16 protein-coding genes and 1 other RNA gene are annotated in these 16,891 nt (G+C 36.7%); 6 read left to right on the plus strand and 11 right to left on the minus strand.

The window, feature by feature from the left end; translation table 11 throughout:
• Positions 1-72 precede the first annotated feature (72 nt).
• Together JR347_RS00615 and JR347_RS00620 are read left to right on the plus strand one after the other, a co-directional pair.
• A complete protein-coding gene (locus JR347_RS00615; RefSeq protein ID WP_205722132.1) occupies positions 73-2,373 on the plus strand; it encodes a TonB-dependent receptor in 2,301 nt (766 codons plus the stop codon).
• A complete protein-coding gene (locus JR347_RS00620; RefSeq protein WP_205722133.1) occupies positions 2,370-3,215 on the plus strand; it encodes a DUF4249 family protein in 846 nt (281 codons plus the stop codon). Before JR347_RS00615 ends, JR347_RS00620 begins: the two co-directional genes overlap by 4 nt.
• Here JR347_RS00620 and JR347_RS00625 read toward each other — a convergent pair whose 3' ends face one another.
• Together JR347_RS00625 and JR347_RS00630 are read right to left on the minus strand one after the other, a co-directional pair.
• Entirely contained in the window at positions 3,216-3,653 is a 438-nt protein-coding gene (locus JR347_RS00625; protein WP_205722134.1) for a DUF2214 family protein, read from the minus strand.
• A gap of 17 nt (positions 3,654-3,670) precedes the next feature.
• Positions 3,671-4,324, minus strand: coding sequence for a hypothetical protein (locus JR347_RS00630; protein ID WP_205722135.1), 654 nt, complete (start codon positions 4,322-4,324; stop codon positions 3,671-3,673).
• A 74-nt stretch (positions 4,325-4,398) separates the two neighbouring features.
• On the opposite strand from JR347_RS00630, the gene JR347_RS00635 reads away from it, so the two are divergent.
• Complete coding sequence (locus tag JR347_RS00635) at positions 4,399-5,697, plus strand: caspase family protein (RefSeq protein WP_205722136.1); 1,299 nt, start codon at positions 4,399-4,401, stop codon at positions 5,695-5,697.
• A gap of 3 nt (positions 5,698-5,700) precedes the next feature.
• On the opposite strand, the gene JR347_RS00640 is transcribed toward JR347_RS00635, so the two are convergent.
• The 5 genes from JR347_RS00640 to ssrA form a co-directional block, all read right to left on the minus strand.
• Entirely contained in the window at positions 5,701-6,582 is an 882-nt protein-coding gene (locus JR347_RS00640) for a hypothetical protein (protein ID WP_205722137.1), read from the minus strand.
• Between the two features lie 15 nt (positions 6,583-6,597).
• Positions 6,598-7,047, minus strand: coding sequence for a hypothetical protein (locus JR347_RS00645; protein WP_205722138.1), 450 nt, complete (start codon positions 7,045-7,047; stop codon positions 6,598-6,600).
• Positions 7,048-7,057: 10 nt separating this feature from the next.
• Positions 7,058-7,840, minus strand: coding sequence for a hypothetical protein (locus JR347_RS00650; protein WP_205722139.1), 783 nt, complete (start codon positions 7,838-7,840; stop codon positions 7,058-7,060).
• Positions 7,841-7,857: 17 nt separating this feature from the next.
• A complete protein-coding gene (locus JR347_RS00655; RefSeq protein ID WP_205722140.1) occupies positions 7,858-9,246 on the minus strand; it encodes an Ig-like domain-containing protein in 1,389 nt (462 codons plus the stop codon).
• Positions 9,247-9,552: 306 nt separating this feature from the next.
• Positions 9,553-9,951: a transfer-messenger RNA gene (gene ssrA / locus JR347_RS00660) on the minus strand.
• A gap of 113 nt (positions 9,952-10,064) precedes the next feature.
• On the opposite strand from ssrA, the gene JR347_RS00665 reads away from it, so the two are divergent.
• From JR347_RS00665 to JR347_RS00675, 3 genes are all read left to right on the plus strand, one after another.
• Positions 10,065-10,853 carry a DUF481 domain-containing protein gene (locus JR347_RS00665; RefSeq protein ID WP_205722141.1) on the plus strand — a complete coding sequence of 263 codons (789 nt, stop codon included), beginning with the start codon at positions 10,065-10,067 and terminating at the stop codon, positions 10,851-10,853.
• A 65-nt stretch (positions 10,854-10,918) separates the two neighbouring features.
• On the plus strand, positions 10,919-12,019 hold the full coding sequence (gene dnaX / locus JR347_RS00670; RefSeq protein WP_205722142.1) for a DNA polymerase III subunit gamma/tau: 1,101 nt from the start codon (positions 10,919-10,921) through the stop codon (positions 12,017-12,019).
• A gap of 119 nt (positions 12,020-12,138) precedes the next feature.
• Positions 12,139-12,660, plus strand: coding sequence for a hypothetical protein (locus tag JR347_RS00675; protein WP_205722143.1), 522 nt, complete (start codon positions 12,139-12,141; stop codon positions 12,658-12,660).
• A gap of 109 nt (positions 12,661-12,769) precedes the next feature.
• Here the strand turns inward: JR347_RS00675 and JR347_RS00680 are convergent, their stop codons facing one another.
• The 4 genes from JR347_RS00680 to JR347_RS00695 form a co-directional block, all read right to left on the minus strand.
• On the minus strand, positions 12,770-13,702 hold the full coding sequence (locus JR347_RS00680; protein WP_205722144.1) for a DUF3078 domain-containing protein: 933 nt from the start codon (positions 13,700-13,702) through the stop codon (positions 12,770-12,772).
• Between the two features lie 43 nt (positions 13,703-13,745).
• Complete coding sequence (locus JR347_RS00685; RefSeq protein ID WP_205723799.1) at positions 13,746-14,126, minus strand: response regulator; 381 nt, start codon at positions 14,124-14,126, stop codon at positions 13,746-13,748.
• Between the two features lie 219 nt (positions 14,127-14,345).
• On the minus strand, positions 14,346-16,253 hold the full coding sequence (locus JR347_RS00690) for a LysM peptidoglycan-binding domain-containing protein (RefSeq protein ID WP_205722145.1): 1,908 nt from the start codon (positions 16,251-16,253) through the stop codon (positions 14,346-14,348).
• Positions 16,250-16,891 (minus strand): O-methyltransferase, encoded by a 642-nt coding sequence (locus JR347_RS00695; RefSeq protein ID WP_205722146.1) that lies wholly within the window; start codon positions 16,889-16,891, stop codon positions 16,250-16,252. Before JR347_RS00695 ends, JR347_RS00690 begins: the two co-directional genes overlap by 4 nt.

Below are 16,891 nucleotides of genomic sequence, written 5' to 3' on the forward strand. Positions count from 1 at the left end.
TTAATAAATAAAGAATTCGTTTAAACATCACCTAATTTTGAACGGTTAAACCCATTACAAACCAAAATAAGTTTGATAAACCTGTTAAAATATAGCACTACGTTTCTACTCATTGTAATGTGCAGCCAGCAAATAGTTGCACAAGTTGAAGTGAGAGGTCAGGTAGTTGATGCTGAAACAAAGGAAGCTTTGGCCTTTGCTAACATTCAGGTATTGAACACAAAATCTGTAGCTACTTCTGATAGTCTTGGCAGGTTCACAATTCGTGTATCCCATCCTACAGATTCATTATCAGTATCATTTATTGGATACCAGACCAGTCAATTGACTGCCGCTGAAGTATTGAATAGTTATTTAATTAAGCTTACCGCAGCAACTACAACTTTAAGAGAGGTGGAAGTATTGGGTGAAAAATCTACAGTTATTCAACAGTTTGAAAGTATAAGGCCCGGAAAGCAAGTGCTCAAAAAAGAAACAGTGATGGAGCTACCCGCACTTGCTGGTGAGCCTGATTTTATAAAAGCACTTACATTATTACCGGGTACTACAAAAGGTGTAGAAGGCTCAACCGACTTTTTTGTTAGAGGTGGAGATGCTGATCAAAACTTGGTATTGATGGATGGAGCTACTGTTTACAATACAGGTCACTTATTTGGTTTTTTATCAGTATTCAACCCATCTGCAATTGGAGAAGTGAATATGCTTACTGGTGGCTTCCCATCAGAATATGGTGGAAGGCTTTCATCTATTATTGATATTAGAACCAAACGGTTAGATGCTGACAGAACCGTTATTGAAGGTGGTATAGGATTAATTTCATCAAGGGTTGCTATAGAACATCCAATTATTAAGGATAAGTTGGCTATTCAAGTGGCCGGTAGAAGAACCTATGCAGATCAGGTAGTTAAACTCGCTAACATTAGCTTACCCTACTATTTTTATGATGCCAATGTTAACCTAGATTGGACTATTAACAAAAATCAGCGTCTAAACTATAGCTTCTATATTGGCGATGATGTGTTGAATTTCATCAGAAACCGTGATGAAAATGTTTCAGGAGATGAAGCTGGTACATCTTTCACCATCGGAAACATCATCCAGACACTTAGCTATCAATATGAAGCCAGCAACTTAAAAAGCACAACAGATTTTCACTTTACGCGATTCGATTACCGTATCAATAGCTTCTTTCAAGATAACTTCATTAATGTGATCACCGACATACAGGATATTGGCGTACAGCAAAAATTTGAATGGGAAAGTACAGATAATCGCAAGTTTAATATTGGGTTCTCTACAATTTATAGAACTGTTGATCCCAACCTCATTAATTCAGGCGGAGAAATCTCTGAGCTTGTACCTGAAAGCGAAGGCACGGAAAGAAATGTGACTGAATCAGCTGTTTTTGGAGAGTGGGAGTTTAAGAAAAACCAGCTGCAGGGAATTATTGGTTTAAGAGCCTCCGCAGCATTTCTGGAAAACACAACCTATATAAGGCCTGAGCCTCGAATGGCATTGAGATATGGATTAAATGACCATTGGGCAGTAAAAACAAGCTATACACGTATGAGTCAATACATTCACCGCGTATCCAGCTCATCATTTGCATTGCCTACTGATGTTTGGTATCCCGTAAATAATCGAGTAAAACCTCAGTCGGCAGATCAGTTTACACTTGGAGTAATAAAGGCTATTCCAGAGAGAAGCTCCACCCTTTCACTGGAAGGCTATTATAAACTCATGCAAAATCTCGTTGAGTTTAATGAAGGTACTAACCTCATACTTAATAACGATTTTGAAGAGGCCATTATTCAAGGGGATGGCGAGTCTTATGGCTTAGAGTTGTTAGCACGAAAAGAGGCTGGCCGATTTAAAGGTTGGCTGTCTTATACACTTTCATGGACAACAAGACAGTTTGAAGAATTAAATAGAGGCGAAAAATTTAATGCCAGATACGACAGAAGGCACAATGCTTCTATAGTGGGAAACTATCAACTAAATAAGCGTTGGAGTGTATCGGCTGTTTGGGAGTTTATTTCTGGCGCCAGATTTACTCCTATAATAGGTTATTATGGTATCCCAAATTCAGCAGCAACGGGAGTTGATTTAATTCCACAGTTCCCGGACAGAAATTCAGTGAAACTGGCCGATTCTCATCGGTTGGATATTAGCCTTATTTTTAAAAACAGAATTAAACCGAATCAACGTTGGCGAGGCGAATGGCAATTTAGTTTGTACAACGTATACAATAGAGCAACACCTATTGCCATTGATATTGAATACAATGAAGCCGCAAACACCTACAGCTACGAACAACCGGGGTTATTGGGCCTTTTGCCATCCATATCCTATAACTTCACTTTTTATAAATGAGCAAGGTAATTACATATCGAATAATCACATTTCTTTTTATCGCATTTAGCATTTCAGGTTGCCTGCCAGATCCTTTACCTGTGAATGATGTACCTGTAGCACAGAAAACTGTTGTAGTTGGTTCGCAAAACTTACCAGACCAATTTTTAGTGGTATCACTCACAGAAAACTTTGGCGCCTTAGACGCAGGGCCTGATTCCGATTTGGAAGAAATACTAAATGATGTGCTAATTACAGGTATCGATGTAAATGTTGAGGTTAATAATGAAGAGTACCCTCTTAACAACAATGGTTTTGGTTTATACATTGGAAATGATGTTCCTGAAATAACTGGAGCCACTTATACCCTCAATTTTATAAGTCCTTTTAACCAATTACCGGTAACGGCCTCTACTCAACTTCCTGAATTTATTGGGTTTGACAGCCTGAATGTTTATGTGAATGAGACACCTTTCGATACTCTAATAAGTGTTGATATGAGAATACAAGACCCACCTCAGAAAAACTGGTATATGATCAATGTTCAAACCTTTAATGAAGATTTTGATATACAGGAAAGGCCGTATGTAGAATTATTGGAAGACTCTGAATTTAATGGGACAACTTACAATCATCAATTTGTTACGCCTTTTCAAGACTATGTTACCGGAGATACTGTGTTAGTTTCTATGGCCAACATCACGGAAGAGTATTATAATTTTCTCGAGATTAGAAAAGACAACAGATTTTCTCTATTAGATGGTTTAGGTGAGCCTGTGAATTACCCTTCGAATGTAGAGAATGGCATAGGATTTTTTCATGTCCATCAATCAGACATACGGCTTTTTATTTTAGTAGAGTAATTACAATCCTACCCCTTGCGCCATTAAAGCTGCCAATAATGGAATGATAACTAGCAGTGTAAGTTCCACACGAATAATAAACCGTAATCTTCTTGGTACGATTACAGGCTCGTCTGAATGACCCTTTCGCTCTTTAAAAAAGAACATTGTAGGCCAAATGGACAATGTACCAACTACTAAGAATAGTATTACTTTGGTCCAAAAAATGGGGTTGTTTGAGTAATATTCTGCCGGTTTTCCAATACCGAACCACAGATACAAACCAGCTCCAACCACTATGAGTGCAAACAGACCATAAATTCCATCTATTTTAAATACTCTTCTCAATTCAGCGCGGGTCATATTCTCATGTACAAGCCTCGATTCAGCAAATACCATGGCAAAAACAACCATAAAACTGATAAAGTGTATGTATCTGACAATTATTAGTTCGTTCATTGTGCTTAGCAGTGTTATTAAGGTTGTGGTTGATATTCTAAAGCTCTCAAATGTTCCATAAAAAAGGAATGACCCTGATGCTTATCACTTTTCACTGGTTTTATTAGCACTTCCTGGGTTTCTGTATTCACACGTATTAAAGTCCATGTGGTGTTTGCCAATTTATTCAGTTGATCATATTGATAGTCCTTTATTTCATCTGATTTTATACTTTCTTTTCTAATAGGTAAAAAAGTAGCCGTGGCAAAAGATGAACAATTGGAAGGTGAAACCTGCAACAACTCAATTACATCTTTATTGGCCAATTGGATTTGAACGGTGGATTTAAACTTCTCAAGGCAGCCAATATAACTGGTAAATCCTAAATTGAAGGCATAAACACTATCTACACAGCTCGTATTACCAAAAAAATTACCTCGATCAAACTCCCCAATGTTCATCCAGGTTTTTGTAACTGATGATTTCTTACCCGTAAACGGATCAACCTTAGTTGTCCTAATTTCTACATCAGATTCGTTACTAGCTTTATGGCTTTGTGTTAATGACCAAGTACCATCCTGATAGAGAATAACAGTATCTCCCTTATCTGTTACCGCCATATTTTGTGCATTCAGGCTAACTGCGGTTAAAATGAATACTGATGTGATAAAATATTGAATTTGAGCTATCATATTGTTAAATTAACATTTAATATTTGGTAATTAAAATATACCGAAATCAACAATTTAAAGAAAGGCATATTACGATGAGAAGTTTTTTATCGGCTAGTTTATTAATTCTAATTTCAACGCTTTCCTACTCGCAAGACAGACGGATAGCACTTGTCATCGGTAACTCTGATTATGAGCAAAGTGGTGTATTAAAAAACCCGGTAAATGATGCGAATTTAATGGCGCAAACACTGGAGGAATTGGATTTCACTGTAATTAAGAAACTAAATGCCACTAAATTCGACATGGAGAGTGTGATTTATGATTTTAGCCGTAAACTAAGTGAATATACAGTAGCACTATTTTATTATGCAGGACATGGCATACAGGTGGAAGGAACTAATTACCTGTTACCAATTGACGCTAAACTTAACGACAAAGTGGCTGCCGAATTTGAGGCGATTGATGTTAGTAAAATTGTTTCTCAATTTGAAAGATATCCTGATAACATAAACATTGTCATATTGGATGCTTGTAGAAATAACCCTTTCAAAAGTTTTTCGAGAGGTGGAGAATCAGGCTTTAAGGCTATACCTGCACCAAGTGGTACTATAATCGCTTTTGCGACTGGCGAAGGTGCAACAGCATCTGATGGAACTGGAGGTAATGGGCTATATACCAGTGCTTTAGCTGAAGAAATGCAAAAGCCTCAACGTATTGAAGATGTATTTATCAACACCAGAGTTAAAGTGAGAGAACGAAGCGATAACCAGCAAAGCCCACAAGAATGGTCTCAATTAACGGGAAGATTTTTCTTCAATCCTGAAGGTGCAACAGCAGCCACAAATGATTATATGAATGAGGCAGTTATTGCTAAAAATGATAAACCAAAAACAGCTCCAACGTTAGATAGAGGTATCATAAGTTCAGGTGGTCAGCGTGCTAAAGTTCATTTATCAGATTTATTGGAATTCGGATATAGCGTGGATGAAGTACTAGAATCAGGAGTGCCAAGCAGATATATGCACGGCATTAATTTTCAGGGTGGTATAATTGTAGATATTGATGAAGAAAACAGAACCGGCCTTATTGCAGCCCCATTTGATCAGGCGAGAGGTGCCAAAGTGAATTTCGAAGAGGCTAATGAAATTTGTGAGTTTTTGGAAATTGATGGGTTTGATGACTGGAAACTCCCATCAAGAGGTCAACTTATCAAGATGTATAAAAACTTGAAAGAGAACGATTATGGTAATTTCACCCTTGACAGTTATTGGAGTGGCTCAACCAATGGTTACAATAATGCTTGGGGCTTCAGTTTTTCCAGTGGAAGTAAATACGATTTCGATAAAACCGGAAAACACTATGTAAGAGCTGTAAGAGTATTTACCTACTAATTTCTATTGATTGATCTTCTTTAAATTGAAATTATAGCTGTCTTCTTCAACACCTGGTTGATCTACAACGGCAACTATTTGGATAGCTCCAAGAGCTGTATTGCCTCTGCCTACCATATATACATCACCGGATTGTACACCCGATATTCTGGTAAGTTTAAGTCCGGATTCATACGCACTTTTAATCGTTAAAGAGTTTGCGGAAGCATAATTAAATCCATTAAATTCCACGAAGTTAAGCCCAGTAAAACTTTCCCAACTTCTGGAAAGCGTTTCACCATTCACCAATTCGTCACTTGTATCATAGATATCTACAGAAAATGTTAGTGTGTCTTGCAAATAACCAGGAGCAACAGCATCCAAAGAGAACGCATTCGGTTGGCTTGAAGCTAAAGAATGGATAACATGCCCTGAGGTTTCCGTTACCAGAGAAGCACCTTTATTAATTAGCAACCTTCTTGCTATCTCAATTTGATTCTGCGCACTATTTGTAAAAGTGAATTTTAGAATTGATTCGGTAGAATCAGGATATTGAGGTATGATATAATCTAACACATAATTAATAGAAGGCTGTGCAAAAGTAGAATCAAAGTGTTGGACAACACCGAAAACTAAGTCTCTCGACTCCACTTTCATATTTAATGTAGTACCAACATTGGTAGACGCACTTACATTTAATAGGATGCGCTCGTTTGCGTTAGCTTCAATGGTAGTTTCATTAGGGTCGACAAACACTATTATCGGTGATTCTGCATCAGAATCTTCACACCCACTTATTCCAATAACTAACATTGGAATTGCTAAAATCAATAAAATAAGGTTTTTCACAGTTGTATTAGTAGAAATATAAATGCCAGACGTAAAGTTACGTCTGGCACTTAGCATTATCAAATATAAAATTTAGTTACTCTCAACCTTGTATTTAAAGGCTTGTATTTCAACAGTTCTTAGAGTTCTGCTTCCCAAGAAAAGTTTATGAGTATTTTCATAGTCGCTAGAGATAATGTAGTAAGTAGCATCAGGATACTCATCTACTACTTTATAAGCAGCTTTCTGCATCTCTGGTTGCAACTTAATATCTTCCGGACCAGTGAATTTTAGTCTTCGTACATCTCTGTAGTTGTAGACTCTATTATTCACAGAATCTATTCTTTTAACAAGGCCAAATAAATATTCACGCTTGCTAATTGATATTTCTGTTTTTCCCAAATAGTCAAAATCACTCAACTGCACATCCAATCTAACAAAATCCGGTGTTAAGGATGTTGTCCTTCTTTCGCTAAACGTATAATAGTTGCTGCAAGAAGATAGTGTAGCTAGTGTAATTAATACTAATATTAATCTTTTCATACAATTCTATTTATCTTCTGAAGTAATAAGAAAGCATAAATCTTAGATCTGCTCCCAATTCAAACTCTTTGTATTCAAGCGACTGATATCTTAATTCTGCGTCATCAGATAAGGTATAGAACGTTTGATCCGTTACCACACCACCTACAGATGATTTAGAGTTAACCTCATATTGCAAATTGCTATGCTTTAATCCTCTTATAGAAGCTTCAACAGCTAGTGCTAAAGGTAAATCTGCAATAAAAGCCTGAACACCAAAATTGATATTAAAACCCCAAACGAAAGTGCTTTTTGTGTATTGATCTGCGATAAAATCTCCCGTTAAAGTAGTTTTCTCGGTAGTAAGCACTTCATTTTTCTCTGTACCAATGATAATACCTGCACCAGCGTAAGTATCTAACAAGTTAGTACTTGAGAAGTGGTACTGAGCACTCGGCATAAATCTGTAAAAAGATTCCTTATCAATATTATCTTCCTGACCTAAGGTATTTACTAAGTCACCCTGAATTTTCTTGGTCTTTTCGTAAATCTGAGTGTTTAATCTCAACTCTAATTGATCTGTTAGATAATATTTAAAACTCATTAAAGGATATCCTCTTGTATCTAAATCTGAATCGCTGAACTCATCAATTTCCTGAGCACTAATTCCTAACATAAATCCGAAATCACCAGCTTCAGGTCTAGTACCTACTGCAATTCTGGATTCAACATTTTCTCTTTCTAGCAGCTGGCCAAAGGTTACTGAACTCACCAATGTTGCTGCTGTTAGCAATACTATTTTATATATTTTCATTGTTATTAAGTCTTTGATTAGTTGAATGTATATCTTCTAGAATTGGTCTTAGTATATCTGCCCAAATTGTCATATACATGAGCATTTGTTTCCCAATCTCCTGGGGCAAAAAAGCCTGCGCCTGAAACTTCGTCAAATGTTACTTCATAAGGTTCCGAAGCTAATGTAATCCACTCTGGGAACGGTCCAAACGGACTGTCTATGTCGCTTAGTCTTACAGATTCAATAGCATCGCCCTCTGCATCAGTCACAGTGACTGAAAATGTTATTGAGTATGATGCAAAATCAAAGTTAGCGCCATTTGAAGGTGAATTAAGAGTACCTCTTGGTATGAAGTTATCTGGATCAACCAAAGTAAGGTTTAAGAAAGCACTTCTAGTTGCTCCATCAGTATCAGTACCTTTAACTTCAATAATCACTGTCCCAACTGAATTTTCAAAAGTATCCCATTCAAATGAATAAGGAGCATCGTCAGGCGTAGCACTATAAACAGTACTTCCATCAATAATAAACTCTACACTTTCGAGGTTAGCGTCTGAAACAGTTGCATTTAAAGTTACAAGTTCCTGTCTTTCAACCTCTTCTAGGTTTCCAATTGTACCTGAACCACTTAATCCATTACCAACGTAAGTAGCGGTAAAACTTACATCTGGTGCAGTATTTTCAGAACCAGTTATCTCAATTTCAACATCATCTTCGGCTGTATCACCATTTCCATTGGTGGCTATAACTGCTAAAACATGTTTACCAACAGGAAAATCAATTGTGTTAATATTAATAGAATATGGCTCTTCGTTGATAACCTCTAAGCTAGTTCCATTTAATAAAAATTCTACAGAGCTGATACCTGCATCAATATTATCATTAGGGGTAGCTGTCACTGCGAAAATATCACCCTGTCCATATACTCCATCACTTGGCAATGAGGCAAAACTTACAGTTAGAACTTCAATGGTCCCAGCATTTGCTAAAGCCTCATCTAATGTTTCTTCACTTTCATCAAAATCAGAAGAATTTGTCCAAGTATCAGTAATGAATTTGCCATCCTTTTCAAGAGTAGAGCTTATGCTGCTGTACCACCCATCAGAAAAAGAATCTTCTGTTGTCCAATCGCTTACTGTAGGAATGTATACAATTAGACTGTAAGATGCTCCGCCAGGAGTTGAGGAAGTTAATACCTCTTCGTCCTCAGTAGCAACGGCTCCCTGTATATAATGCAATTCATTCATGCTATTAAGAGTGAAAATATACACATCCTCACCCTCAAACCCATCTGGTATGTTGGCCAGAACAACTGTCACCGTTTTTTCCTCATCGGTAAATTGAGGTGTGCTCGTTTCAATACTTTCTTCTGTGCAGGAAAATACCACTGCTGCAGAAAGTAAAAATAGTAGAAGTTTTTTCATAGTGTGTCTGTTAAATAAAACCAATTATAAATCGTAAAATTTATATTTAAATGTCAAAGGTAATAATTATTATTAAGTAATGTAATACCTATAATAGGGTATTTATTAAAACCTTTAATTCTGCTAAATAGCAGAATTAAGGAATTATTTACATATACACTTAAATAGTTAATAAAACGGTGATGTAAGAGATTTGGCAAAAAAGAAGAAAAGTATGCATCCGTGTGTAAAGATGATTCGTGAATCATCTTTACACACGTGTTTACTAAAACAAAAAGCTGCCCCTTCTGGGACAGCTTTTGTAATTTGTGGAGTCGGAGAGATTCGAACTCTCGTCCAGAGAAGGCAACTATCGTAGCTTCTACATGCTTAGTTACTCTTAAATTTTCGTGTCAGGCCAAGGCGGCAACAACCTCAGACCAAACCTTAGTTGCAATTAGTTTCGCACATGCATCACAACCCTGCTAGCGCTAGCTTTGCTCATCGACACCCTAAATCAAAAACTGCAAAGCAGAGTTTTTGTAGGATGTGGCAGGGGACTTGTCTTACAAGTTACCCAGGATCTCTACTATACTTCGAGATTATGCTGCCATGGCGTAATTAGATTCGCCAATTGTAATAAAGGACTATCTTTCAAGGCTCTCACCCCATGAGCCTGCATGCTTACCCACGTAACCACTCATCCTGTCAAAACCGGTCGACCCCATTTTGTACATTGCAATTACGCATAGATATGACAAATATAGAGGTAAATAAGTTCACTACTAATTCTAATTCAAATTTGATCAGTGCTACATGGTTTTATAATTTCGCATCTCATGAAAATACTACTGACAGCGGCGCTATTATTTTTCACTTTAACAACATATAGCCAGATATTAAAAGTTGATAAAGGCGAGTTGGACGCAGATTCTGCAGAATACTTCATAGGTAATATCAATATTGATTTTAATATGAACAATAGAAGCTCCTCAGCTGATCAGGATATTACTTTTACCGGTTTAAACGGTAAGGCTGATCTAGTTTATATGTCCGATAAACACGCCTATATATTGATTAACAATATCAACTATTTTAAATCTACAGGTGGCCCACTTATAAGTACAGGTTACGCGCACTTTCGTGTGAATTGGCTAAGAAAGAAAACATTCAGTTATGAATCGTTTTCACAAATTCAATACGATGATGGTAGAAAAATGCCGATGCGAAGATTGCTAGGTTCAGGAGTTCGCTGGCAAGTGATGAATACAGATAATTCGCAAATTCATTTAGGGACAGGTGTAATGTTTGAGTACGAAGAGTGGATAAGCTCTGAATTAGAAAGAACACTAGTTAGAGAAATTTGGAAGAACTCTTCATACATAGGTTTTGATGCAAATATTAATGAGACTGTTACTTTTAATGGCATTGCTTATTTCCAAGGAGGCATGGATACTAAATCCAATATTTTCAGAAGTAGATTTAGCGGGGACTTCTCGCTCTCCTTTACACTCACCAACAATCTTTCGTTTAGCACATCCTTCTCCGCCCAATATGAAGATCGACCCATCATAAAAATTAATAACTGGGTTTATTCGCTCACCAATGGTATTAAATGGGAATTCTAAATTTCTTCCTTCATCTCAGTTAATTTCTTTTCCTCGTTTAACCTGCAATTAGTAACTTCGAGCGGATGGAAAAATTTGTTGTATCGGCACGTAAATACAGACCCAAAGGGTTTGATGAAGTAGTTGGCCAAAGCCATATTACTACTACTCTAAAAAATGCGATCGATAACAATCAATTAGCTCAAGCTCTACTTTTTTGCGGCCCCAGAGGTGTGGGTAAAACCACTTGTGCACGTATTCTAGCTCGCATGATTAACGACTTTGATGAGTCGCATGATGGTAACGCATTGAATATTTTTGAACTGGATGCTGCATCCAACAACTCCGTAGATGACATCCGAAACCTGATTGATCAGGTGAGATACCCTCCTCAATACGGTAAGTATAAGGTGTATATCATAGATGAGGTGCACATGCTTTCTACACAAGCCTTTAATGCATTTTTAAAGACTTTAGAAGAGCCACCACCCTATGCTATTTTTATATTAGCTACAACTGAGAAGCATAAAATTATACCAACCATTCTATCAAGGTGTCAAATTTTTGATTTCAATAGAATTCAGGTGAACGATATTGCTGATCACTTAAAGCAAATTGCTGACAGGGAAAGCATAAAATATGAAGATGAAGCGCTTCATTTAATCTCACAAAAAGCCGATGGTGCTTTGCGAGATGCACTTTCCATTTTTGATCTAATTGTTACGTTCTCATCAGATAGAAACGTTACATACCAATCAACTATAAGTAATTTACACATACTAGATTATGAGTACTACTTTAAAATGGTTGATCATCTTCTTAGTGAAGATATGTCAGCAGCCCTGCTCACATTTGATGAGATTTTAAAACAAGGCTTTGACGGCCATAATTTTATTGTAGGTCTTAGCGAGCATTTAAGAAATTTGATGGTGAGCAAAGACAATACTACCATTCAATTGATGGAAGTGCCTGATGCTGCCAAAGCTAAATATGCTGAGCAAGCCAACAAATCATCTTTATCATTTTTACTTTCAGCATTAAATATTGCCAATAAGTGCGATTTGAGTTATAAAGGAGCCAAAAACCAACGATTACATGTTGAGCTCGCTCTGATGAAACTTGCGCACATAAATGCCGCTGTTAGCATGTCCAGTTCATCGGCTGATGAAGTAAAAAAAAAAGTCTAGCTAAGACATCAGCAGCACCTGCAATTTCTCACAATAAGTCATCTGAAGAAACAGAAGCACCACAGCCAACCAAAGTAAGTGAAGAAGAACAATTAGAAACCGATTCTAATGACACTCCTGTGGCTCAGAAGGCTAAATCTGAAGTTAAGATCAACTCTCAAAAGCTTAAGTCAACCACCAAAATACCAAAGCTCAGCAACATTTTAGAAGAAGCTAAAGCTGAGGAAGAAGAGAAAAAAGCGAATACAACTGATGACGATGAGCTTTATGGTGAAGAAAAATTTACCGAAGAAGCGTTACTCACCATTTGGAACGAGTTTGCCGAAAAAGCAAAAGCAGAAGGCAGAGATTCTGAATATGCAGTACTTAAGCAACAAGTAAGGCTGGAGAATGAGTATACAATCATAATTACTTTTACCAACTCGGTTAAATTGGTAATTCTCGATAAGTTTAGATCAGACCTTATAACTTATCTTAAATCGAAACTTAATAACAGACATATTAAGTTAGAAACTGAATTAAAAGAGGAAGAACAATCGAAAGTGCCGTATACCAATGGCGAAAAGTTTGACTTTATGGCGGAAAAAAAACCTATCCTCAAAGAGCTTAAGAATAGGCTTGGATTAGATCCCGATTTTTAGAATAGAAAAAATAATATCATGCTGAGGAACAAAGCATCTTACTAAGTTAATTAGTTAAAATATCTAAGTAAGATCCCTCCTTTGTAGGGATTATAATTATTAGTAAGTGCTACTCTTCTTTCGGTTTTTCTCCGAAATTAAATGTAACTCCAATATTCAAAACATTTCGAAGCTGCAATCGGGGGCCAACATTACCATCGTCATCTTCGATATCTACATCATGATCGTAAATAGCCTGCAAAGCAAAATTAGTTGTGATAAACTCGTTCACTTTGAAGTTTAGAAACAGGTCGAAATTTACATCGATATGTTCCGGCTCTTCATAGGCAGCAAATAGTAATAAACTGGATTTAAGATTTACATTTTTCATTATCTCTTTTTGAAAAAGAGAACTCACACTCCACCCAGCCTGTGATCTAATATTATCGCCCGGCTCAACACCATACGCTCCAACATCCGCTAAATCATCATCTAATACAAAAGTGATTTTATTCATTAAAGGAGAAATAGTTGCGGAAAAAGCATCATTAGGCTTATAGGAAGCGCCTATGTATGGTGAGAGATAACCAGGCGCCATAAATGTGGATATTAATGTATCTGTTCCGTCTGCCGCACCAGCATAATTAAAACCATCATCAAATTGAGTTCTAAAATCTATACCACCGGATAATTGCCAATTTTTAGATAAATAGCGGCCATACTGGCTTGTTACAATCAATACATCGTTGTTTTTTCTTGATCCAGAATCGCCAATTTTTACCAAGCCATAACCTGCTTGAAGAGAATTAAACCATGTATGGCTTCTTCTTCTTTTGTTGGCAAACAAATTCACTTCTGAGCCATAGGCTACGGCATTTTCACCTCCACCAGCCCAGTTGTCTACACCTACTTGTTGAAAGAAAAACCCTGCATTACCTCCGGTTGTCCAGGCTGAGTCTCTGGAAATAGGAGCTGGTTCCTGATCTTGTGCATAAATATTTGCACTTATCCCTACGAATAAAAAGACAGTAAGTAATTGAATAGTACTTTTAATTATATTCATAATTTATGTTCAATGAATTAAACTAAATAATGAACCAAAAATACTATAAATTGTTCACCTTAACTTCTTCTAAGGCTGTTTCTGTGAGTGGTTTAGTGATAAATTTGATTACATGATTGTTATTGACAATCTTATCAATATCACGCTTATTATCAGAACTGGACAGGATAATAACTTTGCACTTATCTTTAATAGTGTCGTTGAACTTTTCAAACTCGTATAAGAACACAAAACCATCTACAATTGGCATATTAATGTCCAAAAAAATCAGATTAGGAAGGTCTTCAATTTTATCCTGATTTTCTCGAAGGTAATCAAGGGCGCTTTTTCCTGAATTCTTAACTTCTACCCTATTTGCAAACTTTGTTATTTCAATGATCCTCTTACTGATGAAATTGTCTGTGTCATTATCATCAACTAGCATCACTAAATCTATCGGCTTAGAATTCGTCAACGTTTTATTTATTTATGTTCTACTAATATAAGGTCTGATTGACCAAGTTAACTTCAAACTTCTTTAAAATTTGATTGTAGTTCCCCACAATTAATAACTTTTTTTTTAATGTTCAAAAGATATATCCGCAAGTTTTATCTACGGATAGCAAAAATTAGCATTTTACTATCAATTAATCTTTCGATAGTTCTAGTTTTCAGTTTCTGCTACTTGAATTTTTAATTTTTCTCCGTACCCAATGTTAAAGTCTTCCTTGCTATTCCACCTCATTATATCCTGAACACTAACATTGTACATCCTGGCTATCTTATATAATGTATCTCCCTCCTTCACCTCATGCTCGATAAATTTGGTTGTTGAGTCTGATGATTCATTTGCAGGAGTTGCACTCTCATTTTTTTCAACGGGCTCGTCTCTTACATAGACAATTACCTTTTGGCCAACACTCAATTTATCTGAGATTGTCAGGTTATTCCAATCCAATATTTCAAATACAGAAACATCATAAATTTTTGAGATGGCGTAATAGGTTTGTCCCAATTGCACCTCATGTATTTTTAAAAAACCCTGTTCCGATTTTTCCTCTTTTGCATCAATTTCTTCATCCTTTAAATTTACCACAGTCTCTTCCTCCGCTGCAGTTGAGTCTACTTCAATATTTTCCAACTCTACCTGAACAGTGTCTGTTTGTGAAGTTTTTACAGAATCTATGGAAACCTCATCAGCTACAATTTCTTTAGCTACTACTTTTTCTTTTGGTTTTTCTATGACAATCGGCTGCTCCAACTCTACTTTCACTGGTTCTTCCACTTCACGATATTCAATAGGAATTTTAGCAGGCCTGATAAAACGCAGCCACAATACTCTGCCTGGAGTTATTTTCGTATCATCTTTAATACGATTTTTTACTTTAAGCTTCTTTAATTTAATCCCGAATTTTTGTGACACCGACCAAAGTGTTTCATCAGGCTGTAATACATGATAGTACGCTTTTGCCTTACCTCTCTTCTTCTTCATGTAGTACACTTGCCCCGGAATTAACTTTCCATCAATTCCCAAATCGTTGTACTTTAAAAACTTACTTAATGAAATATCAGCCTTCTTGGCTAATTCAGGAATCTTGTCATTCATGCCAGCCACGATTCCAGGAAGGCCATTGATTTCCACAATTTTTCCCGCTCTAGCCTCAATATCATCTTCTATCCGTGGAAACTCGCCTGGCTCATCAAATGTATATTCAACCTGCTTTTGCTCCACTTGTTTTTTTGGTTTTTCAGCAGCCAACACTGGTGCAGATGTATCCAATCCAGCTTTTGGAAGGATCACAGCATAGGGCTTATCGTCAGGTATCTTGCCCTTAGAAAGCCATTTGTTATATTTTTCTACTTCCTCTACATCCAATCCTGTTTCATTGGCTATCTCCTTTAAGGATTTACCGGCACCGTCATAATACTCGCTTATTACAATTTCGCCCTTCTGATCGGTTGAGCCTTCAAAAGCTATTTTATGAGCCAAATATTTTTTTACGTACCAGTATGTCTTTTTATCGATAGTCATAGATTTAGCACCTTCTTGACCCTTAAGTACTTTCATAGCACCGCCTGCACCCATCTGATATGCCTGTAACGCGTGAAGCCAGTTATCAAAAAACTGGTTATTGTTATGCATATATTTTGCTGCTCCGCGAGTAGAGGCCACAATGTTTTTTCTTTCGTCAACATACTTATCTACACGCATGCCTACTTCAACTGCAGTAAAATCTTTGAATTGCCAATAGCCAACGGCATTAGAGCTGGAAACTGCATCTGAAATTAGTGCGCTTTCCTGGAGACATAAATATTTAAAATCATCAGGCAGGCCTTCTTCTCTAAAAATGCGCTCTATTATTGGAAAGTAGGTTCTTGCCCTTTCAGCTTTAATTTCAAAGTATTTAGGGCTGGCAGTTAGTGCATCAACATCTTTTTGAATTTCCTCTCTGGCATCATCCATAATCCTTAATTTGATGCCAGCGAATTCCATTCTGGAAGGAACTCGTTTCTGTTGCGCATTAGAATAGTAGCCAGCCAATAAAAGGCAGCTCAAAAAAAGTATTCTCATTTTTTTCTTAAAATCATCAAGCCATCACGAATAGGTAAAAGTATGTTTTCTACTCTATTATCTGTATGTACCTTCTTATTAAATTCTATTAATGCCTGTGTGTCTTTATCATTACTCTTCACCTCTTCTACTACTTTCCCACTCCACAATACGTTGTCCGCAATGATATAACCTCCTACATTCACCTTATCGATCACAAGATCATAATAATTAGCATAATTATCCTTATCAGCGTCAATAAATACTAAGTCCCAGGCAAAATCTAATTCGGGTAGTATGTCTAGTGCGTTACCAAACTTTTGAATAATTCGATCTTCATATCCCGCTTTTTTAACGTATTTCGAGACGATTGATTCCAACTCTTCATTTATATCAATAGTGATTAACTTACCGTCCGCCTGTAGCCCTTCCGCCATACATATCGCTGAATAGCCTGTATAAGTGCCTATTTCCAGAATATATTTGGGAGCAATCATTTTAGAAAACATGCTAAGTGCACGGCCTTGCAAATGCCCTGAAAGCATTCTTGGTTTTAAGATTTTAAGGTGTGTTTCTCGGTTGAGTTCTTTGAGAATATCTGACTCTTTATCTGTATGATCTTCAGAATACTTTTGAATCTTACTATCTATGAAATCCAT

The sequence above is a fragment of the Fulvivirga lutea genome, assembly GCF_017068455.1.
GTDB lineage: Bacteria > Bacteroidota > Bacteroidia > Cytophagales > Cyclobacteriaceae > Fulvivirga > Fulvivirga lutea.

Excerpts from the sequence above, each read along its gene's own strand:
- dnaX (WP_205722142.1), top strand. The coding sequence starts at position 10,919 with ATGGAAAAATTTGTTGTATCGGCACGTAAATACAGACCCAAAGGGTTT.
- JR347_RS00640 (WP_205722137.1), bottom strand. The coding sequence starts at position 6,582 with ATGCTAAGTGCCAGACGTAACTTTACGTCTGGCATTTATATTTCTACT.
- JR347_RS00680 (WP_205722144.1), bottom strand. The coding sequence starts at position 13,702 with ATGAATATAATTAAAAGTACTATTCAATTACTTACTGTCTTTTTATTC.
- JR347_RS00630 (WP_205722135.1), bottom strand. The coding sequence starts at position 4,324 with ATGATAGCTCAAATTCAATATTTTATCACATCAGTATTCATTTTAACC.
- JR347_RS00620 (WP_205722133.1), top strand. The coding sequence starts at position 2,370 with ATGAGCAAGGTAATTACATATCGAATAATCACATTTCTTTTTATCGCA.
- JR347_RS00695 (WP_205722146.1), bottom strand. The coding sequence starts at position 16,891 with ATGGATTTCATAGATAGTAAGATTCAAAAGTATTCTGAAGATCATACA.
- JR347_RS00645 (WP_205722138.1), bottom strand. The coding sequence starts at position 7,047 with ATGAAAAGATTAATATTAGTATTAATTACACTAGCTACACTATCTTCT.
- JR347_RS00650 (WP_205722139.1), bottom strand. The coding sequence starts at position 7,840 with ATGAAAATATATAAAATAGTATTGCTAACAGCAGCAACATTGGTGAGT.
- JR347_RS00685 (WP_205723799.1), bottom strand. The coding sequence starts at position 14,126 with ATGCTAGTTGATGATAATGACACAGACAATTTCATCAGTAAGAGGATC.
- JR347_RS00625 (WP_205722134.1), bottom strand. The coding sequence starts at position 3,653 with ATGAACGAACTAATAATTGTCAGATACATACACTTTATCAGTTTTATG.
- JR347_RS00635 (WP_205722136.1), top strand. The coding sequence starts at position 4,399 with ATGAGAAGTTTTTTATCGGCTAGTTTATTAATTCTAATTTCAACGCTT.
- JR347_RS00690 (WP_205722145.1), bottom strand. The coding sequence starts at position 16,253 with ATGAGAATACTTTTTTTGAGCTGCCTTTTATTGGCTGGCTACTATTCT.
- JR347_RS00665 (WP_205722141.1), top strand. The coding sequence starts at position 10,065 with ATGAAAATACTACTGACAGCGGCGCTATTATTTTTCACTTTAACAACA.
- JR347_RS00655 (WP_205722140.1), bottom strand. The coding sequence starts at position 9,246 with ATGAAAAAACTTCTACTATTTTTACTTTCTGCAGCAGTGGTATTTTCC.